Origin of the sequence: Brevibacillus sp. SAFN-007a, assembly GCF_051967035.1 — a bacterium.
Lineage (GTDB): Bacteria > Bacillota > Bacilli > Brevibacillales > Brevibacillaceae > Brevibacillus.
This window is the reverse complement of record NZ_JBQCKK010000012.1, coordinates 77666-94403: the sequence shown is the minus strand read 5'-3', so window position 1 is coordinate 94403 and position 16738 is coordinate 77666. Positions and strand designations below refer to the sequence as shown.

Annotated in this window: 16 protein-coding genes and 1 riboswitch; of the genes, 3 read left to right on the top strand and 13 right to left on the bottom strand. The window is 53.7% G+C overall.

Annotated elements, in window-relative coordinates; genetic code table 11:
- Positions 1-313: 313 nt before the first annotated feature.
- Positions 314-1189 carry a formyltetrahydrofolate deformylase gene (purU, locus tag ACTHO6_RS14090; protein ID WP_440242279.1) on the bottom strand — a complete coding sequence of 292 codons (876 nt, stop codon included), beginning with the start codon at positions 1187-1189 and terminating at the stop codon, positions 314-316.
- A 227-nt stretch (positions 1190-1416) separates the two neighbouring features.
- Positions 1417-1521: riboswitch (glycine riboswitch) on the bottom strand.
- A gap of 208 nt (positions 1522-1729) precedes the next feature.
- Between purU and ACTHO6_RS14085 the strand changes: the two genes are divergently transcribed.
- The gene (locus ACTHO6_RS14085; protein ID WP_440242277.1) at positions 1730-2680 is read left to right on the top strand and encodes an ABC transporter substrate-binding protein; all 951 of its coding nucleotides are present in this window, start codon (positions 1730-1732) and stop codon (positions 2678-2680) included.
- Positions 2681-3102: 422 nt separating this feature from the next.
- Here ACTHO6_RS14085 and ACTHO6_RS14080 read toward each other — a convergent pair whose 3' ends face one another.
- The 4 genes from ACTHO6_RS14080 to ACTHO6_RS14065 all read right to left on the bottom strand — a co-directional run bounded on the left by ACTHO6_RS14080 (position 3103) and on the right by ACTHO6_RS14065 (position 6569).
- Positions 3103-3822, bottom strand: a complete 720-nt coding sequence (locus tag ACTHO6_RS14080; RefSeq protein WP_440242275.1) for a YebC/PmpR family DNA-binding transcriptional regulator — start codon at positions 3820-3822, stop codon at positions 3103-3105.
- A 183-nt stretch (positions 3823-4005) separates the two neighbouring features.
- Positions 4006-4953: a metal ABC transporter substrate-binding protein gene (locus ACTHO6_RS14075; protein WP_440242273.1), complete on the bottom strand. Its 948-nt coding sequence runs from the start codon at positions 4951-4953 to the stop codon at positions 4006-4008.
- A gap of 12 nt (positions 4954-4965) precedes the next feature.
- On the bottom strand, positions 4966-5826 hold the full coding sequence (locus ACTHO6_RS14070; protein WP_440242347.1) for a metal ABC transporter permease: 861 nt from the start codon (positions 5824-5826) through the stop codon (positions 4966-4968).
- Positions 5826-6569 carry a metal ABC transporter ATP-binding protein gene (locus tag ACTHO6_RS14065; protein WP_440242271.1) on the bottom strand — a complete coding sequence of 248 codons (744 nt, stop codon included), beginning with the start codon at positions 6567-6569 and terminating at the stop codon, positions 5826-5828. The genes ACTHO6_RS14070 and ACTHO6_RS14065 overlap by 1 nt, the downstream gene beginning before the upstream one ends.
- A 1004-nt stretch (positions 6570-7573) precedes the next feature.
- On the opposite strand from ACTHO6_RS14065, the gene ACTHO6_RS14060 reads away from it, so the two are divergent.
- Positions 7574-8944 (top strand): amino acid permease, encoded by a 1371-nt coding sequence (locus ACTHO6_RS14060; protein WP_440242270.1) that lies wholly within the window; start codon positions 7574-7576, stop codon positions 8942-8944.
- Positions 8945-9057: 113 nt separating this feature from the next.
- Here the strand turns inward: ACTHO6_RS14060 and ACTHO6_RS14055 are convergent, their stop codons facing one another.
- The 4 genes from ACTHO6_RS14055 to ACTHO6_RS14040 form a co-directional block, all read right to left on the bottom strand.
- Positions 9058-9660 (bottom strand): MSMEG_1061 family FMN-dependent PPOX-type flavoprotein, encoded by a 603-nt coding sequence (locus ACTHO6_RS14055; protein ID WP_440242268.1) that lies wholly within the window; start codon positions 9658-9660, stop codon positions 9058-9060.
- A 197-nt stretch (positions 9661-9857) separates the two neighbouring features.
- Positions 9858-11738, bottom strand: a complete 1881-nt coding sequence (gene htpG, locus ACTHO6_RS14050; protein WP_440242266.1) for a molecular chaperone HtpG — start codon at positions 11736-11738, stop codon at positions 9858-9860.
- Between the two features lie 293 nt (positions 11739-12031).
- On the bottom strand, positions 12032-12790 hold the full coding sequence (locus tag ACTHO6_RS14045) for an alpha/beta hydrolase (RefSeq protein WP_440242264.1): 759 nt from the start codon (positions 12788-12790) through the stop codon (positions 12032-12034).
- A 210-nt stretch (positions 12791-13000) separates the two neighbouring features.
- The gene (locus ACTHO6_RS14040; RefSeq protein ID WP_440242263.1) at positions 13001-13723 is read right to left on the bottom strand and encodes an SDR family oxidoreductase; all 723 of its coding nucleotides are present in this window, start codon (positions 13721-13723) and stop codon (positions 13001-13003) included.
- Positions 13724-13843: 120 nt separating this feature from the next.
- Between ACTHO6_RS14040 and ACTHO6_RS14035 the strand changes: the two genes are divergently transcribed.
- A complete protein-coding gene (locus ACTHO6_RS14035; RefSeq protein ID WP_440242261.1) occupies positions 13844-14215 on the top strand; it encodes a winged helix-turn-helix transcriptional regulator in 372 nt (123 codons plus the stop codon).
- A gap of 13 nt (positions 14216-14228) precedes the next feature.
- Here the strand turns inward: ACTHO6_RS14035 and ACTHO6_RS14030 are convergent, their stop codons facing one another.
- From ACTHO6_RS14030 to ACTHO6_RS14015, 4 genes are all read right to left on the bottom strand, one after another.
- The gene (locus ACTHO6_RS14030; RefSeq protein ID WP_440242259.1) at positions 14229-14921 is read right to left on the bottom strand and encodes an alpha/beta fold hydrolase; all 693 of its coding nucleotides are present in this window, start codon (positions 14919-14921) and stop codon (positions 14229-14231) included.
- A 271-nt stretch (positions 14922-15192) separates the two neighbouring features.
- Entirely contained in the window at positions 15193-15573 is a 381-nt protein-coding gene (locus ACTHO6_RS14025) for a VOC family protein (protein WP_440242257.1), read from the bottom strand.
- Positions 15570-16028, bottom strand: coding sequence for an SRPBCC family protein (locus tag ACTHO6_RS14020; RefSeq protein ID WP_440242256.1), 459 nt, complete (start codon positions 16026-16028; stop codon positions 15570-15572). Before ACTHO6_RS14020 ends, ACTHO6_RS14025 begins: the two co-directional genes overlap by 4 nt.
- 65 nt (positions 16029-16093) lie before the next feature.
- Positions 16094-16663, bottom strand: coding sequence for a TetR/AcrR family transcriptional regulator (locus ACTHO6_RS14015; RefSeq protein ID WP_440242254.1), 570 nt, complete (start codon positions 16661-16663; stop codon positions 16094-16096).
- Positions 16664-16738 lie beyond the last annotated feature (75 nt).

Here is a 16738-nt window from a genome sequence, read left to right as displayed (position 1 = left end):
GCTCATCATAAGCCCAAAGCACACCATTACAGCCAATGCGATAAATAGCCTTCGATCCTTCCTAATGAAGTCTGACCTTTTCGTAAGTAAGTAAATAAAGATTGCTAGCAGGATCAGATAGAAAACAATCGGAATCACATGTATACCTCCCCTCATTTCATCATCAGTTAAATTTTAGCATTTTTCTTGATATTTGAAGATGGTTGTCAAGAGGTTTCCAGATGAGCCTTACAGCAAAAAAATCCACCTGATGCGGGGTGGATTTTTTCATGACAGAGGAACTGCTCCGGGTTCTCGTTCGCACGCCAGATTGCTACGCAAACACAATCGTCTTGTTCCCGTACACGATCACTTTATCCTCGACATGCCAGGAGATCGCCTGCGCCAGGACGTTTCGCTCGACGTGGCGTCCGGCCACCTTCAAGTCCTCCTCCGTATAGCGGTGGTTGACGCGAATGACGTCCTGCTCGATGATCGGCCCTTCGTCCAGATCGTTGGTCACGTAGTGGGCAGTCGCCCCGATGAGCTTCACCCCGCGCAGGAAGGCGCGTTTGTACGGGTTGGCCCCGATGAACGCCGGCAGGAAGGAGTGGTGAATGTTGATAATCCGATTCGGGTACTGCGCGACGAAGCGCGGGGACAAAATTTGCATGTACCTGGCCAGGACGATGAAGTCGACGTTGCCCTGCAACAGCTCAAGTGCTTTGCGCTCCGCCTCTTCCTTGCTCTGGGTGGTCAGCGGAATATGGTAAAAAGGAATGCCGTACGCCTCCACCGTCTCTTTGGCGTCTGGATGATTGCTGATGACCATGGGAATATCCACGAGAATTTCCTTCGACTTGACGCGCCACAGCAGCTCGACGAGGCAATGATCCATTTTGGAAACGAAAATCGCCATGCGCTTTCGCTGGCTTTCTTTGCTGAGCCGCCAGTCCATCGGGTACTCCTCGGCCATTTTCGCCAGATCCTGCTCCAGCTTTCCGAATGATTCGGGCAGCGCTTCCAGATCGAACAAAATCCGCATGAAAAACATGCCGTCGCGCGGGTCTGTCGTGTGCTGGTCGAACTGCACGATGTTGGCTTTGTAGCCAAACAACAGGTTGGAGACGGCCGAGATGATGCCCAGCCGCTCCGGGCACGATATGAGCAAGACGGCGCGGTTCTCGTTTTTGTGAGGCTCGTGGTTCATAAGAGATTCCTCCTGTTCGCGATGCGGTTTCTTTTCCATAGACTGCCCAATCCGAGCAAAATGCGTGAGACGGGAAGCTGGCCTTTTCTTTTATAGAAAAAGGACAGGGGAAAGATAGAGTGACGATACTCTACCTTTCCTCTGTCCTTTTACCTGAGAGTTTGGCTCCGCGCAGCAATCCGGGAGTATTCCCCTTGGGTGGCTTAGTCAGCGCTCTCCAGAGGTGCGTCCGCATTGTAGTATCTGGTACCTGAGAGATTGATCCCAAAGGGTTTATGGGACTTGCTCCTTCGGTGCTAAACGGTTCGTTTAGTCTCTCCTACAATCATCATCCGCCGCTATTTGCTTGTTGGGCGATCATTGATTTCAGTAAAGCATAATCGTTCTGGCGGTGTCAATTTTGAAAAAACCAAGGATTCCGGAGAATGTCTGAAAAAGTTCAGGAATGAGGCAGTCCACCCCGATTCGGGTAGCCTATAATTTACTGGGATCACCTCTCTTGCAAAAAACAGACCATGGTACGATCGGAGTGACGAAGCGATGTATAAAAAGCTACTGGCCATCCCTATAACAGCTGTTTTTCTGGTGCTGACAGCATGCGGTGCGAGCGGGCCGGGAGGACAAGCCGCAGGCGATCGTGCCGCCAAGCCGACACGCTCTATCCAGTATTTGGGCAACACCTATGAAATCCCGGCGCGCACGAAGCAAATCGCCTTTGTCGAGTCTCGCAGCAGCTTTGAAGATGCGCTTTTGACCGGCATCCCGCCGTTTGCCGCCACGGTGGAAAAATCAGGGGCGTTTCCACAAGAATACGCCGCAATTACGCAAAATACGCTAAAGCTCCCGGCGAACATCGCAGACCACGTCGGCGATCTTGCCGCCCTGGGGCCGGACACGATCCTGACCTCCGACAAGACGTCCGAAGAAAAGCGTAGCAAGCTGCAAAGCGCGGCAGCGGTGATCCCTGTCTCCTCGAACGGAGCGCATTGGGAAGACAACCTGCGGCTGCTTGCAGAAGTGCGCGGCAAAGACGCCAACGTCGAGGCGATTGTAAGCAAGGTCCGGACGAATACGGAAAAGACTCGTGACAAGTTGGCTCCGATCAAGGACCAAATCGTGCTGACTGCCTGGTTCCACGAAGGCGCTTTTCTCGTTTATCCGAAAAACGAGCGGTACAACTATTTGCTGTACACCGATCTGGGACTGGCAATGCCAAGCGTCGTGGAGCAAGCAAAAGAGCCCGTGGCGCTCTCCCTGAAAGAGCTGGCCCAGGCAGACCCGGATCATCTGTTCGTGATGGTCGATAAAAGCAGCGATCCTGATGCCGCCCGCGCTTTTGAACAGGTGAAACAGCAAAACGAATGGAACAACCTGCGTGTAGTCAAAAACCGGCAGGTCTACGAAAATGCCGTCAATCCCGGATTGGCCGGAGGCACCGCCTACAGCAACCAGTCGATGCTGAACGCCCTTTCCGCGCGACTGTTGAAATAACGGTTGCCATCGCAGCGCGTTTTGCCATTCGCGATTCGCGCGTATAAAAGCCGGAAATCGGATCATACTATTTTCATCGAGCTCGGTGGTGTGTGTTCAAACAGGCTGTAGTCCCTTCGGAGGCGATGTGCCATGGATGATGTACACGATCACCTAGTGAGTAAAGGAAAACCGCAACACGGCTAACAGCTTTTAACTCCCTTCAGGAGGTAGATGCGTCGCACGTGATGATCGGTACCACCTCAAAACTAGCGAGCTCGATATATGCCGTCTCCTTTTCGGAGGCGGTTTTATTTTTAGGCCGCATGTAGGCTCGCCCTTTCCTCCGCGTCGCAGCAGCCGTTCCCTGTTCGTTTGCAGGTGCCGCCGCAAGCAAAAAGACCTTTGCCACCCACGCGGCAAAGGTCTTTCTCTTCTTGACCCTATTCCCCCAGGTCGACGTTGTGGTACACCTGTTGCACATCGTCAAGGTCTTCGAGGGCGTCGATCATTTTTTCAAACTGGGCTTGCGCCTCTTCGGACAGCGTCACTTCGTTTTGCGCGAGCATGGTCAGCTCGGCTACGGTGAACTCGGTGATGCCTGCTTTCTTGAGCGCTTCCTGCACGGCATGATACTGCTCCGGCTCGGCGTAGACAATCACCGCTCCGTCTTCTTCCAGAATGTCGCGAACGTCTACCTCGGCTTCCATCAGGATTTCGAGGACCTCCTCGGCCGTTTTGCCTTCGAGGCCAAACACCGCCGTCGGATCGAACATGTAAGCGACAGAGCCTGTCACGCCCATGTTTCCGCCGTTTTTGTTGAAGGCGGCGCGCACTTCAGACGCCGTGCGGTTGACGTTGTTCGTCAAGGCGTCGACGATGACCATGGAGCCGTTCGGTCCGAAGCCTTCGTAGCGCAGCTCGCTGTAGTTTTCTTCGAATCCGCCCTTCGCTTTTTCGATCGCGCGGTCAATAATGGCTTTCGGTACGTTGTAGGTTTTGGCTCGCTCCAGAACGACCTTCAAAGCCCGGTTGGACTCGGGGTCCGGCTCGCCTTGCTTGGCGGCCACATAAATTTCCTTCCCGAACTTGGCATATATACGACTGGTGCTCGCATCCTTCGAAGCTTTTTTCTCTTTGATATTGTTCCACTTGCGACCCATACATTCCCACTCTCTTTCAACGTCACAGATTGATTGCTTGCAAGACTCCGCAGTCCCATTTCACACTCAACTATTATACTCAATCTTGTGTTTTTTTACGAGACAATCCTTTGCTCTTCTCGTCGAATCGTTTGCCAACAAAAACACAGTTCCCCACCAGGAGAACTGTGCATGCTTTGCTGTCTATTTTTTTGTCAACCCTTCGTAAATCGTCTTGATGTTCCACTCCATCATCTTGATGTACGTATCGCCGTCCTCGCCTGGCTTGCCGAGCGAGTCGGTGAACACTTTGCCGACGATCGGCACGCCGGTTTCGCGCGAGACCATTTCCATGCTGCGCGGGTCGATGCTCGTTTCGACGAACAGCGCCGGAATTTTTTTCGCGCGGATCAGGTCGACTACCTGGCTGACCTGCTCAGGCGTTCCCTGGTTTTCCGAGTTGATTTCCCAAATGTAGGCGGCGTCGAAATCGTACGCCTCGCTGAAGTATTTAAACGCGCCTTCGCTCGTAACCAGGAAGCGCTGTTCGCGCGGGATCTGGCTGTACTGCTTGACGGCTTCTTCATGCAGGGCGCGCAGCTTTTCGATGTACGCCTTTGCGTTCTGCTCGTACGTCTCCTTGTGTGCCGGGTCGATTTTGATGAGGGCGTCGCGTGCGTTTTCCGCGTACTTGATGCCGTTGCGAATGTCCAGCCAGGCGTGCGGGTCTTCTTCGCTTTCCTTGCCTTTGGTGGTCAAATGCTTAGCGGCTACGCCTTCGCTCAGGCGGAACACGGGCGCATCCGGACCGGACTTGCCTGCTGTGTGCATCAGCTTTTCAAACCACGCGTTTCCTGCCTCCAGATTCAGGCCGTTGTAGAACACGGCATCGGCATCGGTTGTTTTCTGCACGTCAACCGGCAACGGATCGTATTCGTGCGGGTTGGAGCCGACGGGAGCCAGGCTGTGAATTTCGACGCGATCGCCGCCCACGTTTTTGACAATGTCGTACAAAATCGAGTACGTCGTGACCACTCGCAGCTTGTCGCTGCCGGATTTGCCCGGCTCGGCCGAGTTGTCTTGCGGAGCGCCGCATGCAGCAAGCAGGACCGTTGCCAGGACAAAGACGAGAAACAAACTCCATTTTTTCATGCGAATTCTCCTTTACCTGGAAAGCTCGACTTTTTTTTGCCGGGCTCGAATCGTTTTCCAGACAACCCCGTGCTTGGGGGAGAACAGAAACGCCATGAGAAACAGCGCGGTTGCCACCATGACGATCGTTGCCCCCGAAGCCAGATTGTAGGTAAAGCTGAAGTACAAACCGATGATAGACGAGATGACCCCGAAGCCGGCGGCCAGGAAAATCATCACCGACAGACGGTCCGTCAACAAATACGCGGTCGCAGCCGGGGTAATCAGCATGGCGACTACCAGTACGATGCCCACCGTCTGCAACGACGCCACGGTCACCATCGTCAGCAAAGTCATCAGCAGGTAGTGGATGAGATTGTTGCGCAACCCGTAGGCGGCCGCAATCGTCGGGTCAAACGACGTCAGCAGCAGCTCCTTGAAAAACGCGAAGACGGTCACGATCACAATCACGCCAATGCCGACGGTTACCCACATGTCGGACGGCCGGACCGCCAGCACGTTCCCGAACAGGATGTGATACAGGTCCGTGCTGCTTTTCAGCATCGTAATCATGATGATCCCCAGGGCAAAAGCCGAGGTAAACAAAATTCCGATAGCCGTGTCGTTCTTGATCCGGCTGTTCTGGCTGACGTAGCCGATTCCGATGGCCGTCAAGACGCCAGTGGCGACCGCCCCCAGGAAAAAATTCACTCCGAAGGCGTACGACAGGGCTACTCCCGGCAAAACCGCGTGGGAGATCGCGTCCCCCATCAGCGACATGCCCCGCAAGATAATAAAGCTGCCGATGACCCCGCAGATCATGCCGACTACCACCGATGTAAACAAAGCCTTTTGCAAAAATCCATAGTGTGCGATTGCTTGTAAAAAATCCATCACGCCGTTACCTCGACCTTCTCGAGAAATTGAAGTTGATGCGCGTATGCTTTCTCCATGACCTCTCGATTCAGCACTTCCTCGACGGTTCCGAACTTGATCAGCTCCTTGTTTAAAAGCAGCAGCTGGTCGAAGTACGCATTCGCCTTGCTCAGGTCATGGTGGACGACCACGATCGTTTTGCCCTCACGCTTCAACTCCTTCAAAATCCGCACAATCGTCTCCTCGCTGGCGACGTCGATCCCGACAAACGGCTCGTCCAGAAGGAGCAGTTCCGGCTTTTGCGCCAGTGCCCTGGCCAAAAAGACGCGCTGCTGCTGGCCGCCGGACAACTCGCCGATCTGCCGCTTCGCAAAGTCCTCCAGACCGACTTTGCGCAGGCATTCCATCGCCCACGCCTTTTCCTTCTTTTTCGGAAAGCGGAACCAGCCGATGCTCGGGTACGTTCCGATGAGAACGGTATCCATCACCGTGATCGGAAACGTCCAGTCGATCTGGCTCCGTTGCGGCACGTAGGCGACTTGCTTGCGGACTTCATTCACTTCCTTGCCGGAAAACAGGACGTCTCCTTTGTCCTTGCCGATCAATCCGAGCATGGCCTTGATCATGGTCGACTTCCCCGCTCCGTTTGGACCTATCACGCCCACCATGCTTCCCTGTTCGATGGCAAATGTGACATTGCGCACCACTTCGACTCCAAAATAGGAGACGTGAAGCTCTCTGACTGACACTGCACGATTCATGAGATTCCCTCCAAAGTATCTAATCATGGGTGTTCGTTCTTGCCTGTCGTTGACCATAGATTTCCCAGCACCATCCGATAGGGCTGGCTCATCTATGCTTATACACAAAATTGTAGTTGTTAACCAATAATATTCTCCACAGCAAAATAATATGCTTGTGTATAAAAATGTTTCCCTAATGCAAAATTTATCGGATATTCATTCGCCTGTCAATCCTCATTTTCCGTTTTCCGCCGCGTCAGACGGGGGTTCACGCTGCCGGTTTCTCGACCGTAAACGTGCCCATCAGCGCCGCAACAACGGCGAAGAAGCACAGCCCTCCTCTATCGAGCTGTGCTACTTTTTATTCACATCGCTCCGCTTTTGTTCCATTCGCTTGTGAATTCGCTCTCCGCTCCACCAGCCATCGGCTGCGACCTGCCACCTTTCGCCCCTTTCCCTTTTGGACGCAATTCCTCACCGCATCGTGGCAGAATCTGGACTTCCATCAGTCAAAAATGTTTTATGATTAAAACAGTCTGTTCATTGCAAATTTTCATTTGACAAGCTTTTTTGAATCATTTACTATCAAAAAAAACGCACGCGAATACCTCACGCGCGGATGGATGCATGTTCATCTCCGGGGAAAGCCCCAGCCACCATCAGGAGGTAGCCTTGCCGGCAAAAGGACAGCGAAAAGTAGGACCCGCCTATTTTTCCCGCTCCTTTTTTTGTTGTGAGAAAGTAGGAATGACGCCAGGTTCGCTGTGCGTTCGCAATTGAATAACCGTTCATATTTGCTCCGAAAAAAAGGGAGGGGAACCTACCGACAAACCTGCAAAATGTCTACTTCACTGAAAAATGTAAGCGTTTTTTTGGATGGAAGCAACTTCACCTTGTCTTTATTTTGTATCCCTATGGTAAGATGAATTTACAAAGTTTGATAAACTTTTCGGAAGATTGGCGGCTGTTATTTTACCCACAATCGTAAATGAATGACACGCATGAGAAATGAGGGGGATCACATGCAACAGCAAAATTTGGCGCGAGGCTTGAAAAACAGGCATGTTCAACTCATCGCAATCGGCGGAGCCATCGGGACAGGTTTATTCCTCGGTGCGGGAAAATCCATTCACCTGGCTGGTCCGTCCATCCTGTTCGCTTACTTGATTACCGGCATGGTTTGCTTTCTGATCATGCGCTCGCTCGGCGAACTTCTTCTCAGTAACCTGAATTATCATTCCTTTGTTGACTTCGTAAAAGACTATCTCGGAAACATGGCAGCGTTCGTCACAGGCTGGACGTACTGGTTCTGCTGGATCTCGATTGCCATGGCCGACTTGACGGCTGTCGGCATGTACACGCAATACTGGTTCCCTGAGGTTCCGCAATGGATGCCGGGATTGATTGCGCTCGTGGTTCTGCTCATCATGAACCTGGCAACGGTCAAGCTTTTCGGCGAAATGGAGTTCTGGTTTGCGCTCGTTAAAGTTATCGCGATTCTCGCTTTGATCGTCGTGGGAATCTTCATGATTATCAAGGGCTTCTCCACAAACTCCGGCGCATCCAGCTTCTCCAATCTGTGGAGCCATGGCGGCATGTTCCCGAACGGCATCACCGGCTTCTTGCTCTCCTTCCAGATGGTCGTGTTCGCCTTTGCGGGTATCGAGCTTGTCGGACTGACGGCCGGAGAGACAAAAGACCCTGAGCGCGTGATTCCAAAAGCGATCAACAATATTCCGCTTCGTATCCTGATCTTCTACGTCGGCGCTCTCAGCGTTATCATGAGCATCTATCCATGGAACGCCATCATCCCGAGCGAGAGTCCGTTCGTTCAAGTGTTTGCGGCAATCGGAATCGCTGCCGCAGCAGGAATCGTCAACTTCGTCGTGCTGACCTCCGCCGCTTCAGCGTGCAACAGCGCGATCTTCAGTACAAGCCGGATGCTCTACTCGCTCGGTAAAGAAAACAACGCACCTGCGTCCATGACCAAATTGACAGCCCGTCAGGTGCCTGCCAATGCCCTGTTCTTCTCTACTGTCGTCGTTCTGATTGCGGTTGTGTTGAACTACGTCATGCCAGAAGGCGTCTTCACCCTGATTACGAGCATCTCGACACTCAGCTTCCTGTACATCTGGGGCATTATCGTGATTTGCCACATGAAGTACCGCAAGACAAGACCGGAGCTGGCACAAGCCAACAAGTTCAAGATGCCGCTCTATCCGTTCGCCAATTACCTGATTCTCGCTTTCCTGGCGTTCATTCTCGTCGTGCTCGGCCTTGCCGAGGATACGCGCGTTGCCTTGTTCGTCACTCCGGTCTGGTTTATCCTGCTGGTCGTGATTTACAAGCTGCGCAAAGCAAAAATCGAACAAGTCAAGGCAGTGGAAAACTAACCAGAGCCACACCGCGAACCCATCCGGTTTCCGCTGTGTTTGCCTGACAAGACCAAGCCTCCCGCGATTGCACCAGGCATTCGCGGGAGGCTTTTTTGTTGCGTCCTCGGGAGCTACCCGTTTTCCTTCAACGCAACCCCGTTGATTCGCAAATGGGCGCGAAACATGTCCATGACCGACGGCATAGCGGCTTTTTCCGGCCACGACTCCGTCTGCCACAAGCCTGCCTGCTTGAACGCGCGCGGACAGTGAATGAAGCATTCCTCCACCTCGACGACGACACCGAGACCGAGCGTTTTTCCTTTCCAGTTCTGCGCCGCCAGCAGTTCGGCGTTTTTCGTAATCACCGCTTTTCCGTTGATGCGCAGCACTTCTTCCAGACCGGGAATGAGAAAAATCATCCCGACCCGCGGGTTTGCCACGATATTCAACAAGGAGTCCACCCGTCTGTTTCCCATTCTTTCCGGAAAAATCAGGTGTCGCTCGTCCAGCACCTTGACAAAGCCAGGTTCATCGCCGCGCGGGGAAACATCGCAACGCCCGTCGGCATCTGTTGTCGCCAGAAAAAACAGCGGCGACATGGACAAGTAACGGATGACGTGCTCTTCCACCTGCGCAATGCTCTTGTTCGCAACGGTCTCGTGCGGAACTCCCACCAGCCTTCTCAGTTCATCCGCATCGACAATACGGTCCTTTTGCCACTTCTCTTCCCACATTTCGTTCTCTCCTCCAGAGCTTGTATTTTTTCCATCTTATCGGCTGGGCTGGCGAATAGCAAGACTGCTGTGCGCGGCTAGCTCAGGCGCTTTCCTCGCAAAGAGGCAACTGCCCGTCGCACGCAAAAAAGGGATGCCGTCTATGCATCCCTCTTCGTGCGTGTTTCCCGCTCCTTGTCCGCTGCGCTTGGCGCGGGTTACACCATGATTTTGCAAATGTTGTTTGTAAACTCGACCGGGTCTTCAACCGGCAAGCCTTCGATCAGCAAAGCCTGATTGTAGAGCAGGGTGGTGTACAAATTCACTTTTTCCTTGTCCTCGGCAAAAGCGGCCTTGAGCGACTGGAACACGTCGTGGTTCACGTTGATTTCCAGCACTTTTTGCGCCTTCACGCCCTGGCTGTTCGGCATGGCGTTCAAGACTTTTTCCATCTCGATGGTGACATCGCCCTCGGTGGACAGGCAAACCGGATGGGACTTCAGACGCTTGGACGCTTTTACGTTGGTCACTTTTCCTTCGAGCAGGCTCTTCATGTACGCGAACAGCTCTTGGTTGTCCTCCTTCTCTCTGTCTGCCGCCTTGTCCTGGTCGTCCGCTTCGATGCCCAAATCGGCGCTGGATACGGAGCGGAACTCCTTCTCTTTGTAGGTGCGCATCATTTTGATCGCAAACTCGTCGATGTCTTCCGTGAAGTACAGGATTTCATAGCCTTTGTCGGCCACCAGCTCGGTCTGCGGCAGCTTCTCGATGCGCTCGTTCGATTCTCCGGTTGCGTAGTAAATGTATTTTTGATCCTCCGGCATTCTCTCCACGTACTCAGCCAGCGTCACCAGCTTTTTCTCCTTGGAGGAGTAGAACATCAGGAGGTCTTGCAGCGTGTCCTTATGCGTGCCGAAATCGCTGTACACGCCGTATTTGAGCTGTCTGCCAAACGCCTGATAAAACTTCTCGTACTTCTCCCGCTCGTTTTTTTGCATGCTTTGCAGCTGACTTTTGATTTTGCTGGCGATGTTTTTCGCGATCAGCTTCAGTTGGCGGTCATGCTGTAGCATTTCTCGGGAAATGTTGAGGGACAGGCTCTCGGAATCGACCATCCCCTTGACGAAGCTGAAATAGTCCGGCAGCAGGTCAGCGCATTTGTTCATGATGAGTACGCCATTGGCATACAGCTCCAGACCTTTTTCATACTCGCGCGTATAGTAGTCAAACGGAATGCTTTCCGGAATGTACAAAATCGCCTGATACACGACGGCTCCGTCCGCGCTGACGTGGATATGCGCCAGCGGCTTGTCAAAGCCGTAATGCTTGCTAGCGTAAAACTGCTCGTAATCCTCGTCCGTCAGCTCGCTTTTGTTCTTGCGCCAGATCGGCACCATGCTGTTGATGATCTGTTCTTCCCGCGTTTCTTCAAATTCGTTGTCGCTGCCCTCTTTTGGCTTGTGGGTGGTCACGTCCATCTTGATCGGGTAGCGGATGAAGTCCGAATACTTTTTGATGATCGCGCGTATCCGATACTCTTCCAAAAACTCGTCGTAGCGCTCTTCTTCGGTATTCTCCTTGATTTTGAGAATGATCGTCGTACCGACTGTCTCTTTTTCGTACGGTTCAATCGTATAGCCATCCGCGCCGCTGGACTGCCATTTGTAACCTGTCTCTGCCCCCAGCGCCTTGCTGATGACGGTCACGACATCGGCGACCATAAAGGCGGAGTAGAAGCCCACCCCGAATTGCCCGATAATGTTGTAGCCATCCTTGGCTTCGATTTCTTTTTTGAAGGCGAGCGAGCCGCTTTTGGCGATGACTCCCAGATTGGTTTCCAGCTCTTCGGCCGTCATCCCGATCCCCGTATCCGTAATCGTCAGCTCGCGGGCGTCCTTGTCGATGGTAATTTTAATGAAGTAATTGTCTTTATCAAAAACGAGTTGGGAATCGGTCAGCGATTTGTAATAGATTTTGTCAATCGCATCGCTGGCATTGGAAATCAGCTCACGCAGAAAAATTTCTTTTTGCGTGTAAATGGAATGGATCATCATTTCCAACAGTCGCGTCGATTCTGCCTGAAACTGCTTCTTTTCCATCAGACATTCTCCCTTCTTCTTTTGCACGACACACTTGTTAGCACTCTGGCATCGAGAGTGCTATCCACTATTTTTTTATAGCAGTCCCAGATTTGTCTGTCAATAGAAGCAAGCTCGTACGAGTCACCGGATATCTGGGCAAAAAAAAATCCCTCGCATGGCAAAGTGCGAGGGTTGAAAAAGGTGGTTAACAGTGTATGCCTTTCAGTGTGTCCCGATTTTCTCCTTCTATACATGCGGGACATTCGGGTTCCCGGCGCAGTACGGAGGTGCAGCAAGCGCTCCGCCTGTCTTTAGCGCAAAAACGCATCGGTGCCGTCGCCAAACAGCCATTTCAACGCATTCAGGAAGCGAATCGCGAAGAAAAAGGAATCGTGCGTCCCGAGCGGATCGGTCTCGAATTTCAGATTTTCCTCGGGAAAGCCTTTGGCGAGCAAGATCCGATGCGCCTCTTTTGTTTGCGCGAGCATCCCCGACTGAATGGTCTGTTTGTAGGCGCCTTCCAGCTCGCCGACGTACATGTAAATGCGGTGCTTTTCATCAGGCAAAGCCGTCTTTTGCATATACGGGATAAAGCCCTCGTACCAGAACGAAGCAGATATCCAGGCGCTTTTGCCAAACGTATCCGGCCGATTGTAATACGCGTAGGCGCTGACCAGTCCCCCGAGCGAGCAACCTGCTATCGCCGTGTTCTCCGGCTCCGGCATGGTCAGGTAGTTCGCGTCGATGTACGGCTTGATCTCGTCTGCGAGCACTTGCACATAGCGGTTCGCTCCGCCGCCAAACGCCGGCCTGTCCGAAACAAGCGCACCTGCCGGCCACGGCGTATAGTCGTGATTGCGGTCGTGCGGCTTGATCCCGACGAATATCAGTTCGGGAAGCTGTTTATGGATGAACAAATGCTCCAGGTAATTGTACGCATCCATGACGACGCTGCCTGCGTCTTGCACGTAGACGACCGGATAGCGCCTGTTTCTTTCTGTATAGCTGCTCGGCACATGGATAGACAATGCAAAGCCGGCCACTTCCTCTGTCATGAATCGCTTGCGCATGCTCGGTCCTCTTTTCCCTCGGTAATGAGTAGTCACTCTCCCATTATAAAGAGGGGCCTCTCCAGTAAGCCATGCACAAAATCCAGATTTGAACAGGGAGTTTTTCCTGTGCCGATCGGGTCAACCCGATAATCGGCACCGTACATCGGCCGCCGTTCGCTCCGGCGGCTCGCCAAACACCCCCAGACGGTCGCCTAGGGGTCTCGCTTGTTATCCTTGCTGTCTCGTCGGCGCCAGCACAATCTCGCGAATATTGACATGCTGCGGCTGGCTGAATGCAAAGTAGATCGTCTCCGCTACCGTTTTCGGATCGAGACCGCCTTCGATCGAGTGCTTCCAATCCGTGTAGCTCGCTTTGATCGCCTCGTCGGTCGTGTGGCTCAACAGCTCTGTCTCGACGACACCAGGGGCAATCGTCATGACGCGGACGTTGTGCTTCGCTACTTCTTCACGCACGTTTTCGCTGATCGAGTGAACGGCGAATTTCGTGCCTACGTAAGCGGCATGGTCGGCAAACGTCTTTTTGCCCGCAATCGAGCTGATGTTGATGATCGTGCCCGTCTTGCGCTCAATCATCGACGGCAGCACGGCCTGCATGCCGTTCAACACACCGATGACATTGACCGCGTACATGTCTTTCCATTCGCTGCTGTCCTGCTTGCTGATATCGCCGAGAAGCATCCGCCCCGCATTGTTGACGATCGCCTCCACCGGGCCGAACTGCGCCTCCGCTTCCGCGATCGCCTTCTTCAACGCCTGCTCGTCCGTCACGTCTACCTGCGCCTTGCGGACCGTAGCGCTCTGAAATTCCTCCAGCCGCTCCATGCGCCGCGCAATCAAAAGCACGTTGTGTCCTTTTTCGATAAACAGGGCGGCCGTCGCTTTGCCGATGCCGGACGAAGCCCCTGTAATCACGACAAATCCCGTTTTCATCCACAGTACCTTCTTTCCTTGTTGATTCATGGTAAAGTGAGTATATACAGAAACGCCGGCCCTTCACCAGTATGCACCTTGAAGTGGGTTACGAACCTGGAGGTAAGAGAGGACAGAACCATGACGAAGAAAAAGTACTTGAACGAATTTGACGCTACCTTGCAAATCATCCAGGGCAAGTGGAAAGTGATGATTTTGTACGAGCTGTACGAACACGCGCCCAGGCGCTTCGGGGAGCTGCATCGCTACATCCGTGACATCTCCCACAAAACGTTGACCAACCAGCTGCGCGAACTGGAGGAAGACGGCCTCGTGTCGAGAACCGTCTATCCCGAGGTGCCGCCCCGCGTCGAGTACGCGCTGACGGAAAAAGGACGCTCGCTCATCCCGCTTTTGGAAATGATCTGCGACTGGGGACTCGCGCATGTGGACCGCGAGCAGATGGAGCGTTTGCTCTGCGAGGAAGACGAGATCGAAGAAGCAGGGCGGTAGCACGGGCCGCCTGCTACGCTTCGCCGCCCTCCTGCGTATGCTGCAAGATGGCGCCGACGATCACCTCCCAGTCGCCTTCTGGAAGCTCATGCCCGGTGCCTTCCAGCGTCACCAGTACAGCGCCGGGAATCGTCCGCGCCAGCGCGACACCGTGCGGATACGGAATGATCGGGTCCTCTGTGCCGTGAATGACCAGGGCAGGGGCCATGATTTCCGCCGTCCGGGCCAGATACGGTTCGCTGCCGGGAATCAGCGCGTGATTGTTGATGTTGGCCATCTTGCGGCTGCGTTTTACTTCCGCTTTTGCCAGCTCATACGTCCGCCCTTCGTCAAACGGGTACTTGGAGCCGACAAGCACTTTCCACTTCGCGACGGAAAAGGCGATCACGTCCTCCTCCTTTTCCCAATCGATCTTTTCTGCCTTGCTGAAAAATTGCCCGATCTTCTCCTCCATCGGCGGCAAATCCGGGGCGAAATTCGACGTGGCCAGCAAGCTGATCGTCCGCACCCTGTCCGGATGCCGCAAAGCGATGATCTGCGTGATAATCCCGCCCATCGACATGCCGACGATGTGCGCCCGCTCGATCCGGTAGGCATCGAGTATGTGAATCGCGTCGTCTGCCATGTCCTCGAACGTATAGCCCGGATTGCCGAAGCTCTCCGTGCAAAGCTCTACACCATTTCGATTCACCATTTGTTCGGTCATTCGTTTTTCCTCCTTCAGAATCGTCCTGTTCACGCGCTTTTCGTTTTGTCCCACAAAAAAACACAGGCTGGCTGCCTGTGCTGTGTCATCGAAAAAGCAAAGAGAAAGAAACCGCGCCATCCGCCGCAGACTTGCTGCATAGAAGCACGCCGCGCCAAAAACAGAGCCGCTCCTGCAGCGCGCAACGGCAAACGGCCACGGGAATAACCGCGAAAATGACCGTTCCGTTCGCTTCCTGCTCTTCTGTTGTTTTTCAGGGCAACTCTTTCGTTTAATTCAGACGATGCACGATCTCGTACTGGTTGCCGCACGGGTCCTGGAAGTAGACTGCGTAGTAGGTGGGGCTGATGGGAAACAGCTGCGGCCCTTGGTGAATGATGCCCCCGGACTGCTCCACGAGCGCGGCCATCCGGTCTACCTCGTCCCGATCGCTCGCCCAGAAGCCGATCAGATTGCCGTTCGGGACGTGCTCCGGGTCTTCGGTGATCGCAAAGTACGGCACGCTCGGCAGCTCGCCTTCCGCTGCAAACACGCGCCAGTTCGCACTGTGAAACGTGCGCGTAAACCCGAGCGCAGGCAGCAGCTTTTCGTAAAAGGGCAACGATTTTTCCAGACTTTTCACGCGCAGATCGATATGGCTGAACTTGTTCACTGGACACTTCTCCCCTCGTTTTCCTCCGCTTTTTCTTTCAGCTTTTCCAGCGCTTCCTCCCACTGCTGCTTCATCTGTTCGCGCGCCGCGCTGTCCGGGAGGTTTTCCTGGTGAAAGCTGATCGTCGTTCTCCCGTTTTTGGCGGCTACCAAGCGGATTTGCAAGGTCGACGGCTTTTCCCACTCCGGCTTTTTCCACCGCAGGCGAAGCTGCTGAAACGGCTTGACGACCTTGAACTCCCCGGAAATCCCTTCTGCACACGAAAACGCTTCTCCCACCTGAAAGGCAGGCAGCGGCCATTCGCCCAGCCACAGCTTCAAGCCCTCTCGTGACGTCAAAAAAGTCCAGGCCCCTTCGCTCGATATCGGCAGCGTTCTGCGCACGCCGATCTGGAACCCGGTCGCGGCGGTTTGTCCAACCCTTTTCGGTAATGCGAAAGACGGTTTGCTGTTCACGTTCCCACCTCCCATGTGTACATGCGGTATGCTTGCGCTTCCTGCCCGCATGCTTTTTCCAACAATCAGGGAGTCAGCGCCCTGACGAACAAGTCGATGCTCGATTCCATGAACCGCTGCCTCGTGACGTTTGTGATCGTCTCTGCCCCGTACAAATGCGTCATGAACGCCCCGTAGTTCATCCACAGGAAGGTAATCGCCTGCGCTTCGGCATCGGTGGCGATCAACTTGTTCTTCTCCTGCATGACCTGAAAATACTGCGTCAACAGCTCCAGCAGCTTGCGCGGATGCTTTTGCGCCTTTTCGCGGATGGCCACGAGGTCGTCATCCTTGAGCACGATGAGAAACAGCTTGCGATTGCGCTCCATGATCTCGTGGTACATCCGGCTCACCATCAAGAGGTCAGTCCGCAGCTCCCAGACGATCTGTTCGGCGAAAATCCGCTCCATCTCCACGGAGTAATGGTAGCGCTCCACTGCCTGGTCGAGCAGATTTTGCTTGCTGCCAAAATGGCGAAACAGCGTCATTTCGCTAACCTGGGCAGCGGCAGCGATTTCTTTTGTCGATACGCCTTTGTAGCCTTTTGCTGCCATTAACTCGATGGCGGCTGCCATCAGCTTTTCTTTGGTGTCCATAGCCGCTTGCTCCTTCCCTTCGCCCTCCCGTCTGCCTAGATTTTTATAGTTAGCACTCACTAACATTCTATATGC

Bases quoted from the DNA above. Each gene is read 5' to 3' on its own strand.
- purU (WP_440242279.1), bottom strand. From the start codon at position 1,189: ATGAACCACGAGCCTCACAAAAACGAGAACCGCGCCGTCTTGCTCATA.
- ACTHO6_RS14085 (WP_440242277.1), top strand. From the start codon at position 1,730: ATGTATAAAAAGCTACTGGCCATCCCTATAACAGCTGTTTTTCTGGTG.
- ACTHO6_RS14080 (WP_440242275.1), bottom strand. From the start codon at position 3,822: ATGGGTCGCAAGTGGAACAATATCAAAGAGAAAAAAGCTTCGAAGGAT.
- ACTHO6_RS14075 (WP_440242273.1), bottom strand. From the start codon at position 4,953: ATGAAAAAATGGAGTTTGTTTCTCGTCTTTGTCCTGGCAACGGTCCTG.
- ACTHO6_RS14070 (WP_440242347.1), bottom strand. From the start codon at position 5,826: ATGGATTTTTTACAAGCAATCGCACACTATGGATTTTTGCAAAAGGCT.
- ACTHO6_RS14065 (WP_440242271.1), bottom strand. From the start codon at position 6,569: ATGAATCGTGCAGTGTCAGTCAGAGAGCTTCACGTCTCCTATTTTGGA.
- ACTHO6_RS14060 (WP_440242270.1), top strand. From the start codon at position 7,574: ATGCAACAGCAAAATTTGGCGCGAGGCTTGAAAAACAGGCATGTTCAA.
- ACTHO6_RS14055 (WP_440242268.1), bottom strand. From the start codon at position 9,660: ATGTGGGAAGAGAAGTGGCAAAAGGACCGTATTGTCGATGCGGATGAA.
- htpG (WP_440242266.1), bottom strand. From the start codon at position 11,738: ATGGAAAAGAAGCAGTTTCAGGCAGAATCGACGCGACTGTTGGAAATG.
- ACTHO6_RS14045 (WP_440242264.1), bottom strand. From the start codon at position 12,790: ATGCGCAAGCGATTCATGACAGAGGAAGTGGCCGGCTTTGCATTGTCT.
- ACTHO6_RS14040 (WP_440242263.1), bottom strand. From the start codon at position 13,723: ATGAAAACGGGATTTGTCGTGATTACAGGGGCTTCGTCCGGCATCGGC.
- ACTHO6_RS14035 (WP_440242261.1), top strand. From the start codon at position 13,844: ATGACGAAGAAAAAGTACTTGAACGAATTTGACGCTACCTTGCAAATC.
- ACTHO6_RS14030 (WP_440242259.1), bottom strand. From the start codon at position 14,921: ATGACCGAACAAATGGTGAATCGAAATGGTGTAGAGCTTTGCACGGAG.
- ACTHO6_RS14015 (WP_440242254.1), bottom strand. From the start codon at position 16,663: ATGGACACCAAAGAAAAGCTGATGGCAGCCGCCATCGAGTTAATGGCA.